At 61.0% G+C, this 26299-nt stretch carries 21 protein-coding genes and 3 pseudogenes; 19 read left to right on the forward strand and 5 right to left on the reverse strand.

Annotated features, from left to right (window positions below; translation table 11 throughout):
- The first annotated feature begins 321 nt into the window (after positions 1-321).
- From HH800_RS27875 to dld, 8 genes are all read left to right on the forward strand, one after another.
- The gene (locus tag HH800_RS27875; protein WP_235682161.1) at positions 322-747 is read left to right on the forward strand and encodes a c-type cytochrome; all 426 of its coding nucleotides are present in this window, start codon (positions 322-324) and stop codon (positions 745-747) included.
- A gap of 8 nt (positions 748-755) precedes the next feature.
- Entirely contained in the window at positions 756-1151 is a 396-nt protein-coding gene (locus HH800_RS27880) for a VOC family protein (protein WP_169863534.1), read from the forward strand.
- Positions 1152-1190: 39 nt separating this feature from the next.
- Positions 1191-1736 carry a gluconate 2-dehydrogenase subunit 3 family protein gene (locus tag HH800_RS27885; RefSeq protein ID WP_169863535.1) on the forward strand — a complete coding sequence of 182 codons (546 nt, stop codon included), beginning with the start codon at positions 1191-1193 and terminating at the stop codon, positions 1734-1736.
- Positions 1737-1757: 21 nt separating this feature from the next.
- Positions 1758-3326, forward strand: coding sequence for a GMC family oxidoreductase (locus HH800_RS27890; RefSeq protein WP_169863536.1), 1569 nt, complete (start codon positions 1758-1760; stop codon positions 3324-3326).
- A gap of 96 nt (positions 3327-3422) precedes the next feature.
- The gene (locus tag HH800_RS27895) at positions 3423-4214 is read left to right on the forward strand and encodes an SDR family NAD(P)-dependent oxidoreductase (protein WP_169863537.1); all 792 of its coding nucleotides are present in this window, start codon (positions 3423-3425) and stop codon (positions 4212-4214) included.
- A 145-nt stretch (positions 4215-4359) separates the two neighbouring features.
- A complete protein-coding gene (locus tag HH800_RS27900) occupies positions 4360-5049 on the forward strand; it encodes a TorF family putative porin (RefSeq protein ID WP_169863538.1) in 690 nt (229 codons plus the stop codon).
- A gap of 19 nt (positions 5050-5068) precedes the next feature.
- Positions 5069-5818 (forward strand): hydroxyacylglutathione hydrolase, encoded by a 750-nt coding sequence (gloB, locus tag HH800_RS27905; RefSeq protein ID WP_169863539.1) that lies wholly within the window; start codon positions 5069-5071, stop codon positions 5816-5818.
- The gene (gene dld, locus HH800_RS27910; protein WP_169863540.1) at positions 5818-7485 is read left to right on the forward strand and encodes a D-lactate dehydrogenase; all 1668 of its coding nucleotides are present in this window, start codon (positions 5818-5820) and stop codon (positions 7483-7485) included. Before gloB ends, dld begins: the two co-directional genes overlap by 1 nt.
- A gap of 45 nt (positions 7486-7530) precedes the next feature.
- On the opposite strand, the gene HH800_RS27915 is transcribed toward dld, so the two are convergent.
- Positions 7531-7851 carry a hypothetical protein gene (locus HH800_RS27915; protein ID WP_235682162.1) on the reverse strand — a complete coding sequence of 107 codons (321 nt, stop codon included), beginning with the start codon at positions 7849-7851 and terminating at the stop codon, positions 7531-7533.
- 11 nt (positions 7852-7862) lie between these two features.
- Here HH800_RS27915 and HH800_RS27920 point away from each other — a divergent pair.
- Positions 7863-8600: pseudogene (locus HH800_RS27920) on the forward strand (IS6 family transposase); the annotation flags it as partial.
- Between the two features lie 69 nt (positions 8601-8669).
- Here the strand turns inward: HH800_RS27920 and HH800_RS29545 are convergent.
- Together HH800_RS29545 and HH800_RS27930 are read right to left on the reverse strand one after the other, a co-directional pair.
- Entirely contained in the window at positions 8670-9200 is a 531-nt protein-coding gene (locus HH800_RS29545; RefSeq protein ID WP_007686150.1) for a GNAT family N-acetyltransferase, read from the reverse strand.
- Entirely contained in the window at positions 9197-9817 is a 621-nt protein-coding gene (locus HH800_RS27930; RefSeq protein ID WP_008832583.1) for a recombinase family protein, read from the reverse strand. The genes HH800_RS29545 and HH800_RS27930 overlap by 4 nt, the downstream gene beginning before the upstream one ends.
- 125 nt (positions 9818-9942) lie before the next feature.
- Here HH800_RS27930 and HH800_RS27935 point away from each other — a divergent pair.
- Together HH800_RS27935 and HH800_RS27940 are read left to right on the forward strand one after the other, a co-directional pair.
- Positions 9943-12822, forward strand: a pseudogene (locus HH800_RS27935) (Tn3 family transposase); the annotation flags it as partial.
- Positions 12823-12905: 83 nt separating this feature from the next.
- A complete protein-coding gene (locus HH800_RS27940) occupies positions 12906-14009 on the forward strand; it encodes an IS110 family transposase (RefSeq protein ID WP_015063481.1) in 1104 nt (367 codons plus the stop codon).
- A 325-nt stretch (positions 14010-14334) separates the two neighbouring features.
- Here HH800_RS27940 and HH800_RS27945 read toward each other — a convergent pair.
- Positions 14335-14634 (reverse strand): annotated as a pseudogene (locus tag HH800_RS27945) (Tn3 family transposase); the annotation flags it as partial.
- 62 nt (positions 14635-14696) lie between these two features.
- Here HH800_RS27945 and HH800_RS27950 point away from each other — a divergent pair.
- The 8 genes from HH800_RS27950 to HH800_RS27985 all read left to right on the forward strand — a co-directional run bounded on the left by HH800_RS27950 (position 14697) and on the right by HH800_RS27985 (position 25129).
- On the forward strand, positions 14697-15461 hold the full coding sequence (locus tag HH800_RS27950; protein WP_001389365.1) for an IS6-like element IS6100 family transposase: 765 nt from the start codon (positions 14697-14699) through the stop codon (positions 15459-15461).
- A 220-nt stretch (positions 15462-15681) separates the two neighbouring features.
- Positions 15682-17817, forward strand: coding sequence for a TonB-dependent receptor (locus HH800_RS27955; RefSeq protein WP_169863541.1), 2136 nt, complete (start codon positions 15682-15684; stop codon positions 17815-17817).
- 362 nt (positions 17818-18179) lie between these two features.
- The gene (locus HH800_RS27960; RefSeq protein WP_010408992.1) at positions 18180-19643 is read left to right on the forward strand and encodes a phosphotransferase; all 1464 of its coding nucleotides are present in this window, start codon (positions 18180-18182) and stop codon (positions 19641-19643) included.
- 48 nt (positions 19644-19691) lie between these two features.
- Positions 19692-20498, forward strand: a complete 807-nt coding sequence (locus HH800_RS27965) for an SDR family oxidoreductase (protein WP_169863542.1) — start codon at positions 19692-19694, stop codon at positions 20496-20498.
- Positions 20495-21301: an enoyl-CoA hydratase/isomerase family protein gene (locus tag HH800_RS27970; protein WP_006949678.1), complete on the forward strand. Its 807-nt coding sequence runs from the start codon at positions 20495-20497 to the stop codon at positions 21299-21301. Before HH800_RS27965 ends, HH800_RS27970 begins: the two co-directional genes overlap by 4 nt.
- A 178-nt stretch (positions 21302-21479) precedes the next feature.
- Positions 21480-23192 carry an LVIVD repeat-containing protein gene (locus tag HH800_RS27975; protein WP_169863543.1) on the forward strand — a complete coding sequence of 571 codons (1713 nt, stop codon included), beginning with the start codon at positions 21480-21482 and terminating at the stop codon, positions 23190-23192.
- A 298-nt stretch (positions 23193-23490) separates the two neighbouring features.
- Complete coding sequence (locus HH800_RS27980; protein ID WP_001389365.1) at positions 23491-24255, forward strand: IS6-like element IS6100 family transposase; 765 nt, start codon at positions 23491-23493, stop codon at positions 24253-24255.
- A gap of 313 nt (positions 24256-24568) precedes the next feature.
- Positions 24569-25129: a recombinase family protein gene (locus HH800_RS27985; protein ID WP_017184234.1), complete on the forward strand. Its 561-nt coding sequence runs from the start codon at positions 24569-24571 to the stop codon at positions 25127-25129.
- Between the two features lie 84 nt (positions 25130-25213).
- Here HH800_RS27985 and HH800_RS27990 read toward each other — a convergent pair whose 3' ends face one another.
- Positions 25214-26203 (reverse strand): Cj0069 family protein, encoded by a 990-nt coding sequence (locus tag HH800_RS27990; RefSeq protein WP_062770847.1) that lies wholly within the window; start codon positions 26201-26203, stop codon positions 25214-25216.
- Positions 26204-26299: the final 96 nt, after the last annotated feature.

Below are 26299 nucleotides of genomic sequence, written 5' to 3' on the forward strand. Positions count from 1 at the left end.
GTCCTGCAATCGCGCCACTAATCCTCCAATCAGGCTTTTCGCCTTACATCCTTCTCCATTCCCGTCCGTTGCTACGGGGGATACCCTATTTACGACCAATCCCCGGAGTTTGTCGAGTGGCAGGCAAGATGTGCCTCAGCCCGGCAGAACTGTTTCAATGACACAGAGGATGGCACAATTTTGTGCCATCTGACACAGGCAGCCGATCAATACAGAAACTCGTCTCAAGCGTAACGATCGCATGGGCCGCCCATATTTGCGCGGATTTTTGGGCTTTCTTTCCCAATCCACATCATTTGGCACGCTCCTTGCCGGTTAGGTTTGCACGCGCAAATCACCTGGAGAGGAATATTGCTAAATTTTTTCACGATTACGCGAATCGCCGCCGTTATCGCCCTGACAGGCGGTTTCACCGCCGCTCAGGCGCAGATGGCCATTCCCAAATCCGCCCCGGCATCGGGTGACAAACTGTTCGGTCAGCAATGCGGCGCCTGCCACTCCGTCAAGGCGGGTGAAAACCGTGTCGGCCCTTCACTGGCAGGTATCGTCGGGCGCAAGGCGGCAAGCGGCGCCAAATATCAATATTCCGCCGCACTCAAGAAGAGCGGCCAGACCTGGAATGCCGCCTCGCTCGACAAGTGGCTGACCGGCAGTGCGAAGGCCGTGCCAGGCACAAAGATGGCCTACGCACAGGCCGATGCCGCCAAGCGCAAGGCGATCATCGATTATCTCTCCACTCTGAAATAGGACCAAAAATGGCAAAGATCATTCATTCCATGATCCGTGTTCTGGAAGAACAGCGATCGGTGGATTTCTACAAGGCCGCACTCGGGCTGGACATTGCGGACCGCTATCCGTTCGACGGCTTCACGCTCGTTTATCTGCGCAACCCGGAAAACGACGTCGAACTGGAACTGACGATCAACCATGATCGCACCGAACCTTACACGTTCGGCGACGGATATGGCCATATCGCGGTGACGGTGCCGGATCTGGATGCGGAACATGCCCGTATGGAAGCAGCCGGCATCACCGTACAGCCGATCAAGGAATTTTTCCGCGAAGGCGCGCTGATGGCCCGCTTCTTCTTCATTCAGGATCCCGACGGATACAAGATCGAGGTGTTGCAGCACCATGGTCGCTACGTCTGAGCCATCCCGATCACAACATAAGCAAGGGAGAGGAATGTAATGAGACTGGTAGATAAAATTGAGGTGATGGACCGGCGGCGCTTTCTGGGCCGTTCGGTCGGCACGGCCGCTTTGCTCGCGGCCGCGCCGGTATTGCCGGGTGTCGCCAATGCAGCCGTAACGCTCAAGACGGGAGGCGCCGCCGATCTGACGACGCTCGTCAAGATGGCACGCGACCTGTATCCGCACGACCGCCTGCCCGACGCCATGTATGAAACCGCCGTCGCCACCATCGACGGCACCATGGCGGACGATCCGGCCAAGGCGACCAGCATGAAGCAAGGCGTCGCCGAACTGGACGCCGCGTCGCAGAAGATGAAGGGCAAGCCCTATCTGGCGATCGAGGCCGAAGGGGACCGCGTGGCTGTGTTGCAATCGCTGGAAAAGGCCAAGTCGCCTTTCTTCAAGGCGATGCGGTCCGGCATGGTAACGGCGCTCTACAACCAGCAGGAGCTGTGGACCAAGCTGGGCTATGAAGGCTCCTCCGCCGAAAAGGGCGGCTACCTCCATCGCGGCTTCAACGATCTCGACTGGCTGCCGGCCTGAGCGCGGCGGAGAGGATATAGAATGGCACAATTTGACCTGAACGACGACAGTGTCGTCGTCATCATCGGCTCTGGCGCGGGCGGCGGAACGCTGGCCAACGAACTGGCGCAAAAAGGTATCAAGGTCGTCTGTCTGGAGGCGGGCGCCCGGTACGAAATCAACGATTTCATCAATGACGAGTGGGAAAGTTTCGCCCAGCTCGCCTGGACAGACAAGCGGACCACGTCAGGCAGTTGGAGAGTGGCGACCGATTTCCCCGAACTGCCCGCATGGATCGTGAAGGCCGTCGGCGGCACATCGACCCACTGGGCCGGCGCATCGCTGCGTTTTCAGGAGCATGAGTGGAAAGCGCGGTCGACCTATGGCGACATAAAGGATGCATCGCTGCTCGACTGGCCGATCGATAGCAAGGAAATGGCGCCCTGGTACGCCAAGGCCGAATATAAGATGGGAACCACCGGCACCAACGGCATCCCCCGCCTGCCCGGTAACAATAATTACAAGGTGTTCCATGCCGGCGCGACCAAGATCGGCTATAAGGAAGTGCATACCGGCAATATGTCGATCAACAGCCAGCCACGCGACGATCGCGGCAGTTGTCAGCAGATCGGATTTTGTTTCCAGGGGTGCAAGTCAGGGGCGAAATGGTCGACCCTCTATACCGAAATTCCGAAGGGCGAGGCGACCGGCAAGCTGGAGGTGCGCCCCGAAAGTCAGGTCATCCGCATCGAGCATGACGCATCGGGCAAGGTGACGGGCGTGGTCTATGCCGACAAGGATGGCGCAATGCACCGGCAGAAGGCGCGCGTTGTCGCGGTGGCGGGCAATTCGATCGAAAGTCCGCGCATCCTGCTCAATTCCGAGAGTAATATGTTCAAGGACGGGCTTGGCAACGGATCGGGCCATGTCGGACGCCATTATATGCGCCACACGACGGGTTCGGTTTATGGCGTGTTCGACAAGCCGGTCCATATGTATCGCGGCACGGTGATGGCCGGGATCATCCGCGACGAAGCGCGGCACGACACCAGCCGGGGCTTTGCCGGGGGCTATGAGTTCGAGACCATCTCTCTGGGCGTGCCGTTCATGGGCGCATTCATGAATCCAGGGGGCTGGGGCCGCGATTTCACGTCGGCACTCGATCATTACGACCATATGGCCGGTATGTGGATCGTGGGGGAAGACATGCCCCGCGCCACCAATCGCGTCACGCTGAACCACGACGCCAAGGACAAGTTCGGCATGCCGGTCGCCAATGTCCATTATGACGACCATGACAATGACGAAGCGATGCGCAACCATGCCTTCAAGCAGGGCGCGGCCATCTATGATGCCGTAGGAGCGCGACGCACCGTCCTGACGCCACCATATCCCTCCACCCATAATATGGGCACCAACCGGATGAGCGAGAAGCCGGAGGATGGCGTCGTCAATCGCTTTGGCCAGAGTCATCAGGTGAAGAATCTCTTCATCTCCGATGGCAGCCAGTTCACGACCAGCGCGGCCGAAAACCCCACGCTGACCATCGTCGCCCTGGCGATCCGGCAGGCCGATCACCTCGCCGGACTAATGGCGCGAAACGAAATCTGATTCCCCCTTTCGCCGGCGGCTTCCGGCCTCCGGCATCATAAGTCCCGGGCGGTACATTTCCGTGCCGACCCGTGGACGCACCATAGGAGAATATAAATGTCGCGAGAAATCACTCAGTCGGTCGCACTGGTCACGGGTTCCGCCCGGGGCATTGGCAAGGCGATCGCCCAGCGTCTGGCGCAGGACGGCCATGACATTGCGCTCAACGACATTGCCGCCAACGCCGATCAACTGGAAGCAACGGCAGAAGAAATCCGCGCAACGGGCCGCAGGGTGACGACTGTCATCGCCGACGTGTCGGTCGAGGCCGACGTCAATGCCATGGTGGCAAAGGTCGCGCAGGATCTGGGCGAACTCAATGTCATGGTGTCCAATGCCGGGATCGCCCGGGTCACGTCTCTGCTGGAAACCAGCGTGGACGAATGGGACCAGGTGATGGGCGTCAATCTGCGCGGAACCTTCCTTTGCTACAAGGCGGCAGCCGAGCAGATGATCCGTCAGGGCAAGGGCGGCAAGATCATCGGCGCGGCATCCATCGTGGCGTTCCGCCCCTTTGCGCTGCTGTCGACCTATTCCGCATCCAAATGGGGGGTGCGCGGCCTGACGCAGGGGGCCGCCATGGAATTCGCCAAGCACAAGATCACGGTCAACGCCTACTGCCCCGGCATCGTCGGCACCGCCATGTGGGAACTGATCGACGAGAAGCTCGCCAAGGAAGAAGGGATGGAGAAGGGCGAAGCGCTGAAGAAATATTCCGAGGCGATCCTGATGGGTCGTGTGTCGGTGCCAGAAGATGTCGCAAAGCTCGCATCCTACCTCGCATCGCCCGACAGCGATTATATGACGGGCCAGTGCGTGCTGATCGACGGCGGCATCCAGTTTTCCTGACATTGCCGACGGGCCAAGAGGCCTGACCCAAGAAAGGGAGAGGCCTAAAGGCCAGGCCTCTCCCCGCCCCTTTCCGCATGTCCCCACCATGGGACGGCATGCGGAGCGGTGCGCCCATAAAACGGCCATTTCAGGGAGAGGAAAGATGAACAGAATCAAGGCCGTAATGGCCATATCATCCATCGCCGGCCTGTCTGTGCCGGCCCGTGCGCAGGAGGAGAATGCCGTGACGCTGAACCTGTCTGGCGGGGTCGCAACTGATTATCGGTTCCGCAGTATTTCGCAGACCGATCGCAATCCGTTCGCCTTTGCTTTGGCATCGGCGCAATATCGGGATTTCTATGTCCGGGTCGGCGGTGAGAATGTCGATTTCAACGACGGAACAGACGCCGAATATGATCTCTACGCCGGTTGGGCGCCGACATTCGGCAATACCAGCCTGGACATCGGTGTCGTGCGCTATGGCTATATCGGCGCGCCCAATAGCCCCAATCGTGACACGGTAGAATATAAGGCAGCGGTCACACAGACGATCGGCAAAGGGACGATCGGTGCCAAAGCCTTTTACGCGCCGGATTTTCTGACACTCGACACCCGCGCGCTCTACACCGAAATCAACGGTAGCTATGCCCTGACGCCGAAACTGACCGCGAGCGGCGCCTATGGCATCGAGCAAATCCATCGCTTCAAGGATTTTCAGGCCTGGAATCTGGGCGCGACCTATGCGCTGACCAAGACATTGGCGTTCGATGTCCGCTATTATGACACGGACTCCCACAGCAACGGCACCACCTATCACAGCGCCATCGTGGCGGCGCTGAAATTCTCGATATGACGCACCGACTGGAGATGAGATGAGCCTGTATCCTGCCGCCCGGCCGACCGTGGAGGTCGTGCTGTTCCCCTGTCTTCAGGATAATTACGGCCTGCTGATCCGCGACATGGCGACCGGCCGGGTAGCGGCGGTCGATACGCCCGATGCCGAACGCATCGCCTATGAAATCGACCGGCGGGGGTGGACGCTGGACATCATCCTCAACACCCATTGGCATGACGATCATGTCGGGGGGAACATGGCGCTGAAGCTGCAATATGGGGCCACCATCCATGGCCCGGACGCCGAGCGGGATCGTATCGGGACGCTGGACATAACCGTGCGCGAGGGTGACATTATCGAGCTTGGCGAAACGCGCATCGCGGTGCTGGCGACGCCGGGCCATACACTGGGCCATGTCGTCTATCATATTCCGGCGGCGGGTCTGATCTTTGTGGGGGATACGCTGTTCGCCATGGGTTGTGGCCGCCTGTTCGAGGGGACGGCGGAACAGATGTGGCGCAATATGGAAATGTTTGCCGCCCTGCCCCCGGATACCAGCATTTATTGCGCCCATGAATATACGAGCGGCAATGGCCGCTTTGCCGCCGCCATGGAGCCGGGCAATCAGGCAATCGCAGATCGTAATATCCGGGTAGCAGCAGCGCGGGACAGGGATGAACCCACCGTTCCCTTCACCATCGCGGATGAATATGCCACCAACCCGTTCATGCGCGCGGGCAGCAGCGAACGGCTGCGAGAATTGCGTTTAGCGAAGGATGTTTTCTGATGAATGCCGGTCATGTTTCCCTGTTGTCCGATCTGCGCAAAGCGGTAGGGCAGCGCCATGTGATGACAGCCGACCGGCAGACGCGCCGGTTCGCGACCGGATTTCGCTTTGGATCCGGACCGGTACTGGCAGTGGTGCAGCCCGGCACGCTGATCGAACAGTGGCGGGTGTTGCAGGCCTGTATTGCGGCCGACGTCATCGTCATCCTGCAATCGGCCAATACCGGACTGACGGGCGGATCGACGCCGCATGGCGGCTATGACCGGCCAGTCGTCATCATCAACACCCTGCGTATTCGCGGCCTGCACATGATCCGGGGCGGGGAGCAAATCGTCTGCCTGCCCGGCACGACCCTGTTCGACCTTGAAAAGCAGTTGGGGCGGGTCGGGCGGGAACCGCATTCGGTGATCGGATCATCCTGCATCGGCGCGTCAGTCTTTGGCGGCGTGTGTAACAATTCGGGCGGCGCGCTGGTACGGCGTGGGCCGGTTTATACCGAACTGGCGCTCTATGCGCAGGTGGGCAGCGACGGACAATTGAGGCTGGTCAACCATCTGGGCATCGCGCTGGGGGAGGACCCGGAAACCATATTGGCGCGCGTCGAGAAGGGCGATTTCACGGCCGCCGACATTAGTGAGAGCGGCCGGGCGTCCGACGATGGCTATGCCACGCATGTCCGCGACATCGATGCAGGCACGCCGGCCCGCTTCAACGCCGACCCCAGCCGATTATTCGAGGCATCGGGCAGCGCGGGCAAGGTCGCTCTGTTTGCGGTACGGCTCGACACATTTGCAAAGGAGTCGCAGAGCGCGACCTTCTATATCGGCACCAATGATACCGCCGAACTGACGGCATTGCGCCGGGCCATATTGGGGGGCTTTGCGTCCTTGCCGGTATCGGGCGAATATATTCATCGCGATGCGTTCGACATCGCCGCCATCTATGGCAAGGACATGTATCTGGCGATCAAGCATCTGGGCACCGATCGCCTGCCCCGCCTGTTCGCGCTCAAGGGGCGGGTCGATGCGATTGCCAAGGGGCTAAGCGACCGGCTGATGCAGGCGGTGAGCCGGCTGTTCCCCAATCATCTGCCGCAGCGCATGCGCGATTTCCGTGATCGGTACGAACATCATCTGATCCTGAAAATGGTAGGCGACGGAATATCAGAGGCGCGGGCGCATCTGAAGAAGAGCTTCCCCAGTGGTTCGGGCGACTTTTATGAATGCACACCCAAGGAAGCCGAGGCCGCCTTTCTGCATCGCTTTGCCGTGGCAGGTGCGGCGGTGCGATACCGCACCATTCATCCGCAGGACGTGGAGGATATCGTCGCGCTCGACATCGCTTTGCGGCGCGACGATCGCGACTGGTTCGAAACCCTGCCGGCCGATGTGACGGAGCCGATCCTGCACAAACTCTATTATGGGCACTTCTTTTGCCATGTGCTGCATCAGGACTATATCGTGCGCAAAGGCACCGATCCGATGGCGCTGGAACATCGGATGCTGGAATTGCTGGATGCGCGGGGCGCCGAATATCCGGCCGAACATAATGTCGGCCATCTCTATGTCGCGAAGCCCGCGCTGGCCGACCATTATCAGACGCTGGACCCCACCAACGCCTTCAATCCGGGCATCGGCCATACGGCGCGCCATAAGGGCTGGAAGTGACAGACCGGCGCCTGAAACAAGGCGCCGGTCACATTGCGCAGGATGTCAGCGATAGCCCGCCGCCGCAAGGATCGCGAGCAGGTCCATGCGCTTGACCTTGAGCGAGGGTTCCGGGCTGACATCAATCCATTCATCAACCGAATGACCACGCCCGCCCGTGGCCGCGCGCGGGATGGTGATGGCGGGGATGCCGAGGTTCATCGGCACATTGGCGTCGGTCGAGGAAAAGCTGAGCCGCGCGGTCACGCCTTCGCTGGCATAGGCGGCGGCGGTCTGGCGAACGAGGGACGAGTCCGGGCTGGTGGCGCCGGCGGCTCTGTTGCAAACTCTGACACGGTTTCCAAGATTGGGCTCATGTACTGTCAAGGTCAGTTGCGATGAACGATTTCAAAGGACGGCATTTTACCGGCGAGGTCATCCTATGGGCGGTGCGCTGGTATTGTCGATACGGCATCAGCTACCGTGATCTCGAGGAAATGCTGTCCGAGCGTGGGATCGATGTCGATCATACGACGATCTATCGCTGGGTGCAGCGCTACGCGCCGGAGATGGAGAAGCGTCTCCGCTGGTTCTGGCGGCGCGGCTTTGATCCGAGCTGGCGTCTGGATGAGACCTACGTAAAGGTGCGGGGCAAATGGACCTACCTGTACCGGGCGGTCGACAAACGGGGCGACACGATTGATTTCTATCTGTCATCGACACGCAGCGCCAAAGCGGCGAAGCGCTTTCTGGGCAAAGCTCTTCGTGGCCTGAAGGACTGGGAAAAGCCGGCCAAACTCAATACCGACAAGGCACCCAGCTACGGCGCAGCAATCGCTGAGCTGAAACGCGAAGGCAAACTGGCGGCGGAAACCGAGCACCGGCAGGTGAAATATCTGAACAACGTGCTCGAGGCCGACCACGGCAAGCTGAAGATGCTGATCAAGCCGGTACGTGGCTTCAAGTCGATGCCAACGGCCTACGCCACGATCAAGGGCTTCGAGGTCATGCGCGCCCTACGCAAAGGACAGGCCCAGGCATGGTGCCTGCAGCCAGGTATCATGGGGGAGGTGCGCCTGGTTGAAAGAGCATTCGGAATTGGACCCTCGGCCCTGACCGAAACCATGATTATGCTCAATAAGGGGGCGTTTGCGGGAGGGGGCGGAATCCTACGCCAAGCTCGCCCAGATAGCCGGCGCGAGATCTTACTTGTTGCTGCCTTCTACGGTCGCGCCAGAAAGGCGACGGCTCAGTTCTATCCGGCGATGGCTACGCATTTTGAAGGTGTCTGGCCCAACGCGCCGATACTCAATGAAGCCGAGAGAACGCCAAAATCGCTCTGCCGCTTCATTCGCTTCCAGCACGGCCAACCGAATCTCTGTGGCACCTCTCGCAGCGGCCCAGCTTTCGACCGTCGAGTAAATTGAGCGTCCGACGCCACGACCACGCTGTGCGGCATCTACGATCATGAAGCCGAGATACCATGTGCCATCACGCGGATAATCGCGGAGGATGGCCGCGATTGCATATAGGCCGCCAGGCCCCTTCCATCCCAGGACAGCTTGATTGTGGGCGCTCTTTTCGGGCGGCACATCGGAGAAAAGCTCGCGAGCATCGTCCAGCGTGGGCGCGGCCCCGTCCTGCAACAGGAAATAGTCGCTGCAACGGTTGTACAGGTCTGCAACGTCTGCGGCGTCCGCTTGGGTAAGTTTGATCGGGGCTCCCGTCATCATCATCGCGTTTTGGCAGCAAGCACGCGCTGACCGTAATCCCGGAGTTCCCCGTTGGGACCGACATAGCGGTAGAGAGTGACGCGCTCGATCCCGAGTTCCTTGCAGAGGTCGGAAACGGACGTGTCGCGTTGGGCCATAGCAGCCTGAGCGAGCCGCACCTGGGCCTTGGAGAGGGCGAACTTGCGGCCACCCTTGCGTCCCCGCGCGCGGGCAGCGGCCAGGCCAGCCATGGTGCGCTCGCGGATCATATCCCGCTCAAACTCCGCCAGTGTGGCAAAAATGCCGAACACCATCCGGCCCGATGGCGTCGTGGTGTCGATCTGCGCGCCCTTGCCGGTGAGCACCCGCAGACCGATACCGCGATCCGACAGATTCTGCACCGTGCTGACCAGGTGGGTGAGCGTTCGGCCGAGCCGGTCGAGCTTCCAAACGATGAGGACATCGCCGTCGCGCAACGATTTCAGGCAGGCGGCAAGACCGGGGCGATCATCACGGCTACCGGATGCACGATCATCATAGATATTGCCTGGCTCGACACCGGCAGCGCGAAGGGCATCGTGCTGCAGGTCGAGCGACTGCGAGCCGTCGGCTTTGGACACGCGGGCGTAGCCGATCAGCATGGATCACAAACGAAGGTTTGAGGCGGTGACGAACATGAGCACATAAGATTGGGCTATTGTGTATCTTAACCAGCATCTCAATCAAGCTATCTCAAACCGTAGCTCGGAAAGAATAAGGAGCATGTATGCCGCGTCGCGTGACCCTGACCGATCGACAGCGCGAGGCGCTGCTTCACTTGCCGGTCGATCAAGGTGAGCTGCTGCGGCACTATACCCTCAGCGATGAGGATCTCGGGCATATCCGCCAGCGCCGGCGCGCCCACAATCGTTTTGGCTTCGCGCTGCAACTGTGCGTCCTGCGCTACCCGGGCCGGGTGCTCGCTCCTGGCGAGTTGATCCCGGCGCAGGTATCGGATTTCATCGCGGCCCAGCTCGGCCTGACCAGCGACGATCTACTCCTCTATGCCGCGCGCGAGGAGACCCGGCACGAGCATCTGGCGGACCTTCGCCGAATCTACGGCTATCGCTCCTTTTCGGGGCGGGGCGCACGGGATTTGCGCGAATGGATCGCTCGGGAAGCCGAGGCGGCGACATCGAATGAGGATCTTGCCCGTCGCTTCGTTGCGGAGTGTCGCCGCACCCGCACGATCCTTCCCGGCTCCTCGACGATCGAGCGCCTTTGCGCCGATGCGCTGGTTGAGGCCGAGCGCCGGATCGAGGATCTTATCGCCCATCGCATCACGCCAACCCTGAGCGAGAATTTGGCTCACCTGTTGGAGGATACGGTGGATGGTCGCGTCACGCGCTTCGTATGGCTGCGACAGTTCGAGGTTGGCGCAAATTCAGCAGCCGCTAACCGGCTGATGGATCGACTGGAATATCTTCAAAGGTTCGATCTTCCGGCGGATTTGCTGGACGGCGTGCCGGCGCATCGTGTGACCCGGCTTCGCCGGCAGGGCGAGCGCTATTACGCCGACGGCATGCGTGATCTGCCCGAAGACAGGCGGCTTGCGATCCTCGCTGTCTGCACCCTGGAATGGCGGTCATCGCTGGCCGATGTCATCGTGGAGACCCACGATCGCATCGTAGGCCGTCTCTATCGGGCCTCCGAACGCCTTTGCAACACCAGGATCGCCGACGAAAAGGCGGCCGTTCGGGACACGCTGAAGTCCTTTGCCGAAATCGGTGGTGCTTTGCTTGGAGCGCAGGACGATGGCACGGCCCTGGACGGGATAATCGCCACCGGGCCTGGCTGGGAACGGTTCAGAACCCTTGTCGCCACGGCCTCCGCGCTGACCAACGTGCTCGCGGCCGACCCGCTCAGCCGTGTGCTGGACGGCTATCACCGTTTCCGCCTCTACGCGCCCAGGATGCTGCGCCTGCTCGACATGCAGGCGGCGCCGATCGCCACGCCTCTTCTGGCGGCCGTTGCGATGCTGCGTAACGGGATCAAGGTCGATCCGCCGGTGGATTTTCTACGTCCCAACTCGAAATGGCATCGTCATCTTCGCGCTGAGCCCAGCGGCGACCACCGGCTTTGGGAAATCGCGGTGCTGTTCCACATCCGCGACGCCTTCCGGTCCGGTGACATATGGTTGGCGGGATCGCGCCGCTATGGCGACCTCAAGCAGCTTCTGGTCCCGCCACAGGCGATAGAGCAGACCGCGCGGCTCGCCGTGCCGCTGCGACCCGGCGAATGGCTGGCCGAGCGCAGGGCTCGACTGGATACACGGCTGAAGGAGTTTGGCCGCGCGGCGCGAACCGGCACGATCCCAGGCGGCATCATCGAGAACGGCAAGCTGCACATCGACAAGCTGAGGGCCGACACGCCCGAAGGGGCCGAGGATCTCGTGCTCGATCTCTATCAACAGCTCCCGCCCGCGAGGATCACCGATCTGTTGCTGGAAGTCGATGAGCGAACCGGATTTTCCGAGGCGTTCACGCATCTGCGCACCGGCGCGCCCTGCAGCGACCGGATCGGCCTGATGAACGTGTTGCTGGCGGAAGGCGTCAATCTCGGTTTGCGCAAGATGGCGGCGGCGACCAACACGCACAGCTTCTGGGAATTGCTGCGGATCGCGCGCTGGCATGTCGAAGGCAGCGCCTATGATCGGGCGCTCGCCATGATCGTGGAGGCCCACGCCGCCCTGCCCATGGCCGCCTTCTGGGGACAAGGGCAATCGGCATCCAGCGACGGGCAGTTCTTCCTTGCTACCGAGCAGGGCGAGGCGATGAATCTGATCAACGCGAAATATGGCAACGTCCCGGGCCTCAAGGGATACAGCCATGTGTCCGATCAATATGCGCCGTTCGCAACCCAGGTGATCCCGGCAACGGTCAGCGAGGCTCCCTATATCCTGGACGGGCTGCTCATGAATGACGCGGGCCGCCGCGTTCGCCAGCATTTTGCCGACACGGGCGGCTTCACCGATCATGTGTTCGCCGCCTGCGCCTTGCTCGGCTACAGGTTCGCCCCCCGTATCCGCGATCTCCCTCAGAAAAGACTCTATGCCTTCACGCCCAACGCGACGCCGGCCAATGTGCGAGCGCTGGTCGGAGGTAAGATCAATGAACCGCTCATCGAGCGCAACTGGCCCGACATCCCGCGCATCATGGCGACGATCGCAGCGGGGATCGTCGCCCCCAGCCAGATTCTTCGCAAGCTCGCCTCTTACCCGCGCCAGAATGAGCTGGCCCTCGCATTGCGAGAGGTGGGCCGCATCGAGCGAACCCTGTTCATGATCGACTGGATTCTTGATGCCGGCCTCCAGCGCCAGGCTCAGATCGGCCTCAACAAGGGTGAGGCCCACCACGCCCTAAAGCGCGCCATCAGCTTCCACCGCCGAGGTGAAATCCGGGATCGATCCGGCGAAGGCCAGCACTATCGCATCGCCGGAATGAACCTGCTCGCCGCCATCATCATATTCTGGAACACCATGAAGCTCGGCGAGGTCGTCAATACCCGGGCCGCCAGCGGTACCCATATCGCGCCTGATCTACTCGCCCACGTCTCGCCGTTGGGATGGGAACACATCAATCTAACCGGGGAATATCGCTGGCCCAAATCCTTAGACCCAATGACCGTCATTCGCCTCGCGCTTCGAGGCAGGTGGGGCGTAAGCTCAGCTTGTCAGGAAGGAGAAGGACAATGTCGATCAGCAAGTTTGTCGGTCTCGATGTCCATAAAGAGACGATTGCAGTTGCGCTCGCCGATGACGGTCGGACTGGAGAAATCCGGTTCTACGGGACCATACCCAACACGCAGGATTCGATCCGGCGTCTGGTGGCCCGACTGAGCAGCCCGGATGTCGCGCTGCATTTCTGTTATGAAGCAGGCGGCTGTGGCTACGGAATTCATCGTCAGTTAGTCGATCTGGGGGCGGAATGTAGCGTGATTGCGCCATCGGTCATGCCGCGCAAACCTGCGGACCGGATAAAGACCGACCGACGTGACGCGATGACGCTCGCCCGATTGCTACGGTCTGGTGAATTGACGGCGATCTGGGTCCCGGACGAGGCACACGAGGCTATCCGTGATCTGATTCGTGGGCGACGCCAGGCGAAACACGATTTGGTTGCTGGCCGGCAGATGTTGTTGAGCTTCCTTCTGCGCCATGGGCGCAAGTTCGCCGGTCGATCCAATTGGACCAAGGCGCACTGGCGCTGGCTCGGTGAGCAGGCGTTTGATGCACCTCACCAGCAATTCGTATTCGGCGAGAGCATCCGCCGGATCGAGGAAGCACAGCAGCGCTGCGACCGACTGGATGCAATGCTGGTGGAGGCATTGCCCTATTGGTCGCTGGCGCCGTTGGTTCAGGCTCTGCAGGCCTTGCGGGGTGTCGGCTTGATTGTCGCCGCCACCTTAGTTGCAGAAATAGGCGACCTTGGTCGGTTCGATACCCCAAAACAGCTCATGGGTTGGCTGGGGCTGGTCCCGTCTGAAGCGTCGAGTGGTGCCCGGACGCGCCGAGGCGCAATAACGAAGACCGGCAACCGCGAAGCGCGAGCAATGTTGGTGGAGGCGGCCTGGTCCTATCGACTGCCAGCGCGGGAAGAACGCCGCTATCGAGCCCGGGTCGAGGGACTGCCGGATGAAGTCAAAGCCATCGCCTGGAAAGCACAAGTCCGACTGTGCCAGCGCTACCGGATGTTGGCTGCGTCCGGGAAGCCCTTGCCGAAGGTCATCACGGCGATCGCTCGCGAATTGGTGGGATTTGTCTGGGACATCGGGCGACGTATGCAGCCCGCATGACGACGGCATCTCAAGTTATTGGACCTGATGGGCGTGCCGCGAAGACCAGGCAAGATGGGTAACCCTCGGCGTACGTTGGGGCAGGTTTCGACCGATGCCCGTGCTTAGAGAGAGGAAGGCCCACGACGGAAATGGGAAATGCGGTAGTCAATCCGCGGATGAGAGCATGATCAATCGTCGTCGATCGGCTCGCGGCACACCCATCAGGTGCATCATCAGTTTCAATTACACCGGACCTCAGTTTTGGTGTAGGTTCTGTGCGGCTCCGCTTCCAAAATGACGGTCATGAGAGCGTAGGATTCCGCCCCCTCCCGCAAACGCCCCCGAGAACGGGGTAGTTGGTTGCGGCGACGGTAACGGGATCGACGGCATCGGGGCGGATCAGCTTGCGGGCTTCATCGACTTCACGGCCAAGATCATCCCATCCAACTACGGCCTCGACCGCGGCGCCGATGTCGCCGCCCGACACCTTGGCAGTGAGCAGGGCATCGCCGAGCCGGGCAAGTAGCCGGATCTTACCGTTGATGTTGCGCCGGTCGCGCTTGAGCGCTGTGTCTGCGCTGTTCTGCTCGCGCCGAAACATCTGACCCAGCAGGCGGTCGAACATCAGCACCGCATCGTCGGTGGGCTCTGTTGCAAAAATCGTGAAGCTTGAGCATGCTTGGCGGAGATTGGACGGACGGAACGATGACGGATTTCAAGTGGCGCCATTTCCAGGGTGATGTGATCCTGTGGGCGGTGCGCTGGTATTGTCGCTATCCGATCAGCTATCGCGACCTTGAGGAAATGCTGGCGGAACGCGGCATTTCGGTCGACCATACGACGATCTATCGCTGGGTCCAGTGCTACGCCCCGGAGATGGAGAAGCGGCTGCGCTGGTTCTGGCGGCGTGGCTTTGATCCGAGCTGGCGCCTGGATGAAACCTACGTCAAGGTGCGGGGCAAGTGGACCTACCTGTACCGGGCAGTCGACAAGCGGGGCGACACGATCGATTTCTACCTGTCGCCGACCCGCAGCGCCAAGGCAGCGAAGCGGTTCCTGGGCAAGGCCCTGCGAGGCCTGAAGCACTGGGAAAAGCCTGCCACGCTCAATACCGACAAAGCGCCGAGCTATGGTGCAGCGATCACCGAATTGAAGCGCGAAGGAAAGCTGGACCGGGAGACGGCCCACCGGCAGGTGAAGTATCTCAATAACGTGATCGAGGCCGATCACGGAAAGCTCAAGATACTGATCAAGCCGGTGCGCGGTTTCAAATCGATCCCCACGGCCTATGCCACGATCAAGGGATTCGAAGTCATGCGAGCCCTGCGCAAAGGACAGGCTCGCCCCTGGTGCCTGCAGCCCGGCATCAGGGGCGAGGTGCGCCTTGTGGAGAGAGCTTTTGGCATTGGGCCCTCGGCGCTGACGGAGGCCATGGGCATGCTCAACCACCATTTCGCAGCAGCCGCCTGATCGGCGCAGAGCGACAGCCTACCTCTGACTGCCGCCAATCTTTGCAACAGAGCCAACGCACCGGATGACGAGATAACTAAACGATTGACTATATCCTCAGTGCGGCTAGTGCGTATGGAAACACTGGGAGGATGATATGAATTTTTGGGGTGTGTCGAGCGGCGCGTTTATACTTTTCTCATGTGCGCTGGCAGCGTCTGGTGCAGGGGCTCAGACTCCCGTGGCTGCGGGTGCCGGCGCAACCGAGCCCGGGTCGGCCGCGTCAGAGCCTCAGGCCCCGCCGTCGAGTGGCGGCAATGACGGCTCCGACATCGTCGTGACCGCGCTGAGGCGCAGCGTCAGCGTTCAGGATATTCCCGCTTCGATCACCGCCGTGAGTGGCGACACCCTTCTCAGCCGGGGCGTCACTGATACCATAGCCCTGGCCAATGTGATTCCTGGATTGGTGTTCGTCCCCAACTTCGGCAACACCATTGTGACTATCCGCGGCGTCGGCTCGACCCTTGTGGCTGGTTCGTCCGAACCGACGGTCGCGATCTATTCGGATGGCGCCTATTTGCCCCGGCCTTTCATGGGAACCCTGCGCGCGGTCGACCTCGATCGCGTCGAAGTCCTGCGCGGGCCGCAAGGGACTCTCTATGGCCGCAATGCTACGGGCGGTGCGGTCAACTTCATCTCCGCTAGCCCAACCAAGACGTGGACGGGGCGCATCGACGCTATTGTAGGAGGCCGCAATCAGGTCGGTATAAGCGGGTTTGTCTCAGGGCCACTCTCCGATGGCGTGCAGATCAGGCTCAGCGGCGGACGTGAGAAGCAGGATGGCCCGGTCGAAAACATCCTCAGGCCCCTTAACGTGGTGGAGCGTATTGGCGGCGGAACGGACGCCAAATATGGCCGTGTCGCGCTGCGCCTGACACCTACGTCTAGCCTGACGGTGGACCTGTCGCTCCGCTATGATGAGGACAATGCGGCCAAGATCGACCAGAGCTCGGTTGGGCCGATCAGCCTCGGGGTCGAAGGGGTGGATTGGACGAATGAGCCTTGGAAGGCGATCTCGAATCGCCCGCACAGTGCGGTAAACAAGCTGCTCATCGGCCAGGCAGGCGTGACGTGGGAGGCGTCCGATGCGATCACCGTCAAGTCTCTGACGAACTATATCCTTGGGAAGACGCGGACCGCCAACGACAACGATGGCACCGCATTTCCCTACTACTATACGGCGATTTATCCGCGTCGATCCGAATCGATAAGCCAGGAGTTCAACCTGTTCGGAAATTTCGATAAATTTAATTTCATCCTCGGGGCCTTCTATTACCACGAGGAATATAAGAGTGTTATAGATGTCATCATCGAGAATCCGGATCCGGCGGCGGTCCTGACGCAAAATCTTGGCCAGCAAGCCAAAGTGGACAATTTTGCGGCATACTTCGACGCGACCTATTCGTTCACGGACGCCTTGAGGCTGAATGTGGGTATGCGCCTCAATTACGACAAGAATGAGTATGAGTCGCTTTCGGGCCTTGAACCCCTCATCCCTACGGTAGCAGTCGCGGGCGGCACCATCAAAAAAACCAAGTTGCTCCCAAAGGTTGCCCTTCAATATGATTTCACGCCAGAAATCCAGAGCTACATCCAGTGGAGCCGCGGCTACAAGGGCGGCGGCGGCAACGTGCCGGCAAGCGATGGCTCCGCGCCGGCTTTTGGACCGGAGACGCTCGATTCCTACGAGCTTGGCGTGAAGTCCCGCCTGCTCAACGGCAAACTGACTGCTAACTTCGCGGCCTTCTACTATGACTATTCGGGCCTGCAGGTCGAAAAGTTGGTTCCCCCGAACGGCGTCCTCACGGACAATGCGCAAGCGAAGGCGTATGGCGCCGAACTTGAGATCCGATACAGCCCAGTCCCCGACCTCACCTTCACCCTTGCGCCCACATACGTGCACACGGAGTTCACGGAGTTCACCTCGACGGAGCCGCTGACGCTCGTCCCCTACGATCTCGCTGGAAAGACGTTGAATTTCGCGCCGAAGTGGACCGTTAACGCGAGTGCATCCAAGCGTTTCGATCTTGGCGGAGAACTGTTGAACGAGCTAGAACTCACCGCAAGTGCGCGGCACAATTCGACCGTCGTCTTCTCCTACTTCAACCTCGACGCCCTTGACCGACAACGGCCTTACACCGTGGTTGACCTAAACGCGACGATCTCCGATGTGGACAGGAAAACCACGCTGTCGCTGTTCGTCAACAATTTGGGCAACAAGGCATACAAGACTCTTACGGGTAATTTCGGGTTTGGATATATCGGTCACTGGGGTGCCCCCAGGACGTGGGGCGCGCGCCTCAGCCGCTCCTTCTGATCCGAGCGAGCGCCATGCGGGCAGGGTCGTTCGGATGAGCGATCCTGCAAGCTCAAATCAGTTAGATGTTTGATCGCGGGGTTTGATGGTAAAACACCCACAGAGGTGGGTCGGGAAATTTGACCAGCGGGATGAGTGGGTCGCCGGCCTGACGACAGCCATGGTGGTGGCGGCACAGGAGGCCAGATGAGTAAGCGACCCCGCCGGAATCGCCGTCTGGCGTTCAAGGCGAGGGTTGCATCGTCGCCCGCAGGTACGCGCGCGACCTGGAAGATTACCTCGGACGCCCCTTTTCGCGGTGAAGCGGCGCGCGCAACCCGTATCTGTCCCAGTATATTCAGTTTAGCATCAAGGATCCTCATATGCATCGCTCGGGCATCGAACTCATCAACCTGTACTGGGAAGAAGTCTGGAACAACGGGAACCTGGAACTGATCCGCGAAATCTGTGCGAGTCCTATCGTCCGGCACGACGCTAATGAGGTTACGAGCCTCACGCACGATCAGCAGATCGCGCGCGTCGCGGCGCAGCGGACAAGGCTTCCCTTCTTCACCCATGAGGTGCTGGTCGCCGACGAGCATCATGTCTGCTCAGTCTGGAACATGACGATCCGGGAGGGGGGTGAGCGGGAGCTCTGCGGCATTGAGGTGTTCCGGGTGGAGGAAGGGCGCCTGTCGCACTGCTGGAATTCCGGCTACATTCCCGGCCTGTGGGGTCGCGACGGTGCGGAGCGGGAGGCGCGCGAGCCCGCCATCCTGCCGTCGCTGAGCAGTATCGATACCGACTGGATCCAGGATATCTTAACCTCTGTCGACAAGAGCACCCCGCGCGTTGGAGTGCTCCAGTCGGTGGATCGTATCGGCAACGGCACGCTGAGCGAGACTGCTCGCGTCGTCCTGCATTACAATGCCGACCCCGAAAACTATCCCACCACGCTTTTCTGCAAGTTCAACCGGTCAACCCCCGAGATCGACGCTGCGAACAAGCGGGTGGGCTTCTATGAGCGTGAGATCAACACCTACAGCTTCCTGCGCGACCATCCGGACATCTCGGCGCCGAAGGTATATTTCGCCGCGACCAATCCCGACACGGGCGCCACCAACATCGTCCTCGAAGATCTCTCGACGCGAACCACGCCAGGCGACCAGGTCAGGGGCGCTTCGGTCGAGGAAGCGGACGCGGTGGTACGGGCGCTGTCACACCTCCACGCCAAGTTCCTCGGAACGGAGCCGAGTGACTGGCTGTTCGATCGCCAGCCCCGTGCGGCAATGTTTCATGATTCGTACCGGATAGGCGCCGCAGCGCTCAAGGAATTCCTCGGCAGCGCCGTTGACGCCTGCGATTACGAGCTGATCGACAGGTTCGAGCAGCTTTATCTTGATTGGGTGAACCTGCCCGTCGGCACCAAGACGGTGCTGCACGGCGACCCGCGCGTCGACAACATCTTGTTCGAGGCGGGCCCGTCCGGGATCAAGGCGTGGCTCATCGATTGGGGGATGACCGGGGTCGGGAGCCCGCAGTTCGATTTGGCCTACTTCCTGACGGGCAGCGTGCCCGTCGACATGCGGCGCCAGCACGATCGACGCTGGATCGCGGAGCATGCAGCTGAACTCGCCAAGGCTTCCCCGGCCTACGATCTCGCATCGGCGGAAATGATGTTCCGCGCTCAGGCCGTGGCGCAGCTTGCTGCAACCGTGCCGGCCGCGCGTACCGTCGAGCGCTCGGCACGCGGTGTCGAGCTTCTGACCACCCTCGTTCAGCGCAACTGCGCCGCCGTTCGCGACTGGGATGCCTTCGGCGCCATACGCTCGCTTTCTACAATGTGACGGGGGTCGCGGCCCCTAGCTGGCTAACTACGCCGAAAAGGAAACATCATGGATCTGTTTCGTAAGGGCGCCTTCAAGGGCAAGACCGTTTTCGTCGCTGGCGGATCCACGGGCATCAACCTCGGCATCGCCGAACGCTTCGGCGAGATGGGCGCCAACGTCGCGGTCATCAGCCGCAATGAGGAGCGGATTGCTGTCGCGGCTGAGCGCGTGAAGGCGACGGGCGCCGACGCCATCGGCGTGGTTGCCGACGTTCGCGACTTCGACGCCGTTTCGCGTGCGTTCGCTGCAACTACCGAGAAGTGGGGCGAGATCAGCGTGGTCATCTCTGGCGCCGCAGGCAATTTCCTTTCGCCCGCGACCGGGCTGTCGGCCAACGCCTTCCGTACGGTGGTCGAGATTGACCTGCTCGGCACGTTCAACGTGCTCCGAGCCTCGTTCGACCATCTTCGCAAGCCTGGTGCGTCTGTGATCTCGATCACGGCCGGCCAAGCCAAGCGCCCGGTCATGTTCCAGGCGCATGCGAGCGCGGCCAAGGCGGGCATCAACAATCTCACTGGGACGTTGGCGATGGAGTGGGGCCCGGCCGGCATCCGCGTCAACGCCATCTCGCCTGGCCCGATCGGAGACACCGAGGGGATGGCCCGGCTTGCTCCGTCGGACGAGGCCACCGCCAAGTTGAAGAGCCGTCTTGCCTTGCGGGACTACGGCACAAAGCGCGACATCGCGGATGCCGCGCTGTTCCTTTCGAGCGACAATGCCCGCTACATCACTGGGGTGGTGCTCGAGGTCGATGGTGGCCTCCTGCTCGGCGACGCCTCGGCGGACGCCCTTACCCTTCCGGACCGTCGATGATGACGCTTGAGATCGATCGGCGCGGCGCGGTCGATTGGGTGACGTTTAACCGCCCCGATCGGCTGAATGCTCTCAGTCCCGAGCTTGTCGAGGCGCTACACGAGTACTTCGACAGCCTGTCCCGCGATACCGACACCCGTGTGGTGCTGCTGCGGGGGGCAGGACGCGCCTTCTGCGCGGGTCTCGACCTCGGAGCGACGGGCGGCGGCGATCTCGACGCCACCGCGCACCTCGCAATCCAGCGGAGGGTCTCGGAAATCGTCCTGAAGATGCGGTATTGCCCCCAAGCGATCGTCAGTCTGGTCCATGGTCCCGCCTGCGGCGGCGGCTTCGCCATGGCGCTCGCATCGGACATCCGCATCGCCGGAGCCAGTGCGCGGATGAACGCGGCATTCGTCCGGATCGGCCTTTCGGCATGCGACATCGGCGTTTCATACTTCCTCCCCCGTCTCGTCGGGGCGAGTCTCGCCGCCGAACTGATGATGACGGGGGATTTCATCCATGCCGAACGAGCCTTGCAGCTGGGTCTAGTAAGCCGCGTGGTGGCTGACGAGGACTTGGAAGTCGCCGCGGAGCCGCTCCTTGACGCGATGCTGACGACGTCACCCCTCGGTCTCAGGCTGACGAAGGAATGCCTTCGGATGTCAATTGATGCGCCGAGCCTCGAGGCGGCAATCGCGATGGAGGACCGCAATCAGGTCATTGCAGGCAGCGCGCCTGAGTTTCAGGAGGGAGTCGCCGCGTTTTTCGAGAAGCGCCGTCCAGCTTATGCGGCCGAGCTCGTGAAGCGGACCAAGCGGTGAGCGCCGCAGCCGGGACAACATCTTCGGAAGGCGCGGCCGGAAGCAGCGTCGTCTCAGCGACCGGCTTCATTTCGACGATATCAGCGACGCCCGGGCGAACGCAACGGGCTACGAATTCCTCTGTGTCGCACGATGTGTTGTGGCAAGATTGAGGACGCACCAAGCAAAGGAGAGAAAGATGTTGCGGATGTTAAGCGAAGCGCATGGGAATGTTGTTCTTGCCGATGATTTGCCCGCCAAACCGGTCGGCGTCATGAAGCCGGGCATGGTCGAGATCGGGGCGGCGACGCACGATAGAGCATCGCGGCGTTCACCGACGATCCGCACCACAGAGGCTCTTTCGCGCCTGACTGCGGTGACAGCCACCAAGATTCGGAGGCTCGCGGTCGTTGCCCCGCTCGGCCTAGCCTGTCTGTGTAGCGGATGGCCGGCGTCTTCCCAGGTCGTCATTGGTCCCGGCGATCGCCCCGAAACCGGGCTTCAGGGCCAAACCACGATCGAAGACGTGGTGAGCGGCCGGTCCAAACTTCCTTATCATGCTGGCGTTCGCCTCGTCGGTCGCACGGACATCTGGAACCGCGGCGGCAATTTGCAGCTCTCATGGGTCGATCAATGTGCCTATGTATCCACCTTCAAGCAGACAGGCCCGGCAACCGCCAACAGCCGATCTGCCTTGTTCCTCCGCGAGCCAGCGGGCGTCGCGGTTATCGACGTAAGGGACCCCCGGGCTCCAAAGCCCGTGCGCTTGCTGCGGGACCGGGGCTCGATCGATGCGGTAGAGACGATGCACGCGATTGCGGCACCAGGTCGCAAAGTTCTCGTCGCCGGCGCCTACTCGGGAGGAATTGCTGGCCGGGGCGAGGAGGACGCAGCTTGGCTCAGCATCTACGATGCCTCGAACTGCCTGAATCCCAAATTGCAGAGCGAGTTCAAGTGGCCCGCCAACATCCACAATGTGACAATCTCTCCCAACGGTCGTCGCGTCTACGGTACAGAAGTCGTGCCCGGACTCGGTTCGGGGAAGGGTGGCGTGCATGTGCTCGACATCAGCAACATGAAGCGCCCCCGCTATCTCGGCCGCTTCGGCGCCACGCGACCCAATGGATTGACGGCTGGGTTCACGCCACATGAAGTGTCGATCAGCCGTGATGAGCGGCGGATCTACGCGGCTGTCGTCGCCTCCGAAACCGGGGACGTGCCTGTGGAGAACGGCAGCGTCTACATTCTCGATAACAGCGACATCGTCGATGGGCGCTCTCAACCGAAGATGAGGCTCGTCGGCGAAGCCAAGCAAGGCGGTTGGCATTCTGTCGTGCCCGCGTCGATCAACGGAGTTCCACACCTGGTGGGTGCGGCCGAACTGGGCGCCTGTCCTGGAACATGGCCGCGGATCATCAATATCGCGGACGAGAAGAATCCAAAGGTCGTCGGCGAGTTCAAGCTGCAAATGAATATCAAGGAGAACTGCGACGCGATACGATTTACTCCTCGGAAGGAGGATCCCTATGCGAGCTTCATCCCAATCCCAGACATCACCGAGCGCCTCGGCGCGGTTGCCTCGCATTACAACGATGTCGACGATGCAAGGAACACGAGGCTTGGTCTGTTCCCCTTCTTCGCTGGCGGAGTGAGGATCGTTGATTTGCGCGATCCTACAAAGCCGGTTGAAGTCGGCTACTATAAGCCGGGTGCGAATCCCGATACCCCGCTAAGTGGCAACGGGCTAAACTGGATAGGGTTGAACGACCAGGTAAGCGACGCGTGTGCGTCGCATGTACGCTATGTTCCCGAGTCCGGGCACATCTGGTTCGCCTGCGTCACGACCGGTTTCCACGTTGTCGAACTGAATCCGGACCTTCGCGCTCGCCTCGGCTTCCCGACCGTGAAGTGATAACCTGTGTCGGCCGCTGGCGGCTCGGCTTGAGGGCTGTCGGCGGGGGGTAGATGACGGAGCCCCTTTCGTCGCGGCGAGGCGCAAAACAGTGCGGGAGGCTTGTTCGCGCTCGCCGCGATCATGGCTGGGCGCGTTCTCCGCCTCCCGCCGCACATTGCTGGACCGAGCAACTTGAGCGACCGATCAGGCAATGAGCCAAGGGTCGCTCCAAGGGAGAAGAACATGCGTTACGAAGGCTCTGTTGCAAAAATCGTGAAGCTTGAGCATGCTTGGCGGAGATTGGACGGACGGAACGATGACGGATTTCAAGTGGCGCCATTTCCAGGGTGATGTGATCCTGTGGGCGGTGCGCTGGTATTGTCGCTATCCGATCAGCTATCGCGACCTTGAGGAAATGCTGGCGGAACGCGGCATTTCGGTCGACCATACGACGATCTATCGCTGGGTCCAGTGCTACGCCCCGGAGATGGAGAAGCGGCTGCGCTGGTTCTGGCGGCGTGGCTTTGATCCGAGCTGGCGCCTGGATGAAACCTACGTCAAGGTGCGGGGCAAGTGGACCTACCTGTACCGGGCAGTCGACAAGCGGGGCGACACGATCGATTTCTACCTGTCGCCGACCCGCAGCGCCAAGGCAGCGAAGCGGTTCCTGGGCAAGGCCCTGCGAGGCCTGAAGCACTGGGAAAAGCCTGCCACGCTCAATACCGACAAAGCGCCGAGCTATGGTGCAGCGATCACCGAATTGAAGCGCGAAGGAAAGCTGGACCGGGAGACGGCCCACCGGCAGGTGAAGTATCTCAATAACGTGATCGAGGCCGATCACGGAAAGCTCAAGATACTGATCAAGCCGGTGCGCGGTTTCAAATCGATCCCCACGGCCTATGCCACGATCAAGGGATTCGAAGTCATGCGAGCCCTGCGCAAAGGACAGGCTCGCCCCTGGTGCCTGCAGCCCGGCATCAGGGGCGAGGTGCGCCTTGTGGAGAGAGCTTTTGGCATTGGGCCCTCGGCGCTGACGGAGGCCATGGGCATGCTCAACCACCATTTCGCAGCAGCCGCCTGATCGGCGCAGAGCGACAGCCTACCTCTGACTGCCGCCAATCTTTGCAACAGAGCCTAGTGGCCGACGATCGCGGTTTCGTCATGGGGGATATCGAACAGGCGACGCCTTTCTTCTCCGGTCAATAATCGCCGCCGCGCCATCCTGCCTCCATCCCGAGTCGAGAGCGACAGGCTAGCGTCAATCTAGAGTATAGCCTAACCGGACGTCAGGATGCAGCGGCGGTTTCTGTCAGGATAGGGTTATGGCAAGCATTTATTGACGCATGTTCCGCCGTGTCATAGAATTCAACCTGACATTTTGACCGGAGGCGGCGATGAAAGGCCAGAGGATCGGTTACGTCCGGGTGAGCACATTCGATCAGAATGTCGATCGCCAGTTGGACGGGCAGTCGCTCGACCGGATTTTCACCGACAAGGCATCGGGCAAGGACATCAACCGCCCCGAACTCGATGCCATGCTCGCCTTCGCCCGCGAGGGTGACACCGTCGTGGTCCACAGCATGGATCGATTGGCGCGTAATCTCGACGATCTGCGCAAACTGGTTCAGTCCCTCACCAAAAGAGGCGTCCGGATCGAGTTCGTGAAGGAAAGCCTGGCCTTCTCGGGCGAGGATTCTCCGATGGCCAACCTGATGCTCTCGGTCATGGGTGCGTTCGCCGAATTCGAGCGCGCCCTGATCCGGGAGCGGCAGCGCGAAGGCATTGCGGTCGCCAGACAACGCGGTGCTTATCGCGGGCGGAAACGTTCCCTCTCCGACGAAATGGTCGCCGAGCTGCACCGCCGTGTTGATGACGGCGAGCGCAAGGCCGTCATCGCCCGTGACCTGGGGATCAGTCGCGAAACCCTCTACCAGTATCTCCGCGCTGCCACCTGAGCCGGTTTCACCCAGCCTCGCTCACCCTTAGGCTTGTCTGATTGATACGACCAATGTCACGTCTCTTGAATTGCTTGAATCATATCAATGAGGATTGGAGGTCTCCTTCGTCAAACGAATGGCAAGAGCGCGACCGATTGCCGCTGCGGCGACTGGCTGGACGGCGCTTGGCGGAAATGGTGCAACCGAACTAGCATTGATCTCGCAAAGCGCATAGGAGCCATCGCTGATGGCTTCACCAAGGCGAAATAGGAAGTCGGCGTCCCAAAGAAGCGGAAGATCGTGGTCGGCGATCGACAGCAACCTTTGCATCTCTGGAATCCAGCGATCCTCCATCGCTTTCCGTAAGGCTGCGAAGCGCGTCACCTCCGGTCCGAACATAGCGCGGCCCATCGGCTGTGGGGTTGACGACGTTGTATCAATGGCCGTTGGCGTCATCAGCGCAGTGATCAGGTTGTGCCCAAAGCCAACCACTCGGTGCCCGCACACGTAGCAGCGGACCATGCCCTCGGACGACTGCGGCTGATAAGCCTGATCGATCAGCACGCCGCCGTCGTTTAGAAACGGCACCCACCTTTCCAAGCACTCGGCTAGGCTGATGCGCTCCGATTTGCTTCCTTGGCGGGCCTCTTGAACTTTCACCGACGTTTTCAAAGCCGGAGCGTTTCCCGCTTCGTCTAGTTGGACACGCCATACATTCCTGCCGCCGTTGCCGTAGTTCGGCTTCAGCACGCGCGGGCCTGCGGCAAGATGTTCGGGGAAACGAGCGCGAAGGCCTTCAGCGTCCACGTATCGATCGACATCGCTGCCCCATTCCATGGATCGCGTTGTGTAGAGCACTTCCTTGACGCCGATTTTGGCGATCACGTCAGGATGCGCGCTGACGACAACGCCGCACCCCGCGACTTCGCGCAGCATTGGATCGAGCTGCGAGCGGTCGCCTGAAATGTCCAACGGATTCACCCAGACCAGCACTGCGTCGCACGACAGCAGCTCGTCCCGAATCTCGCGAACCGCCTCGTCCCTGTACAGTACAGGCCTTGCGGTCGCCCCGAGCGCCCGCAAGGCCTGCATTATCGGCCACTGCCGGGCTTCATGAAAGCGATGCGTCCACTCGGCTGCTTGCCCACGCTAAAGAAGAGCGATGTTCGGGCCGGATGTCATTGTTGC

This window comes from Sphingobium yanoikuyae (assembly GCF_013001025.1).
Taxonomy (GTDB): Bacteria; Pseudomonadota; Alphaproteobacteria; order Sphingomonadales; family Sphingomonadaceae; genus Sphingobium; species Sphingobium yanoikuyae_A.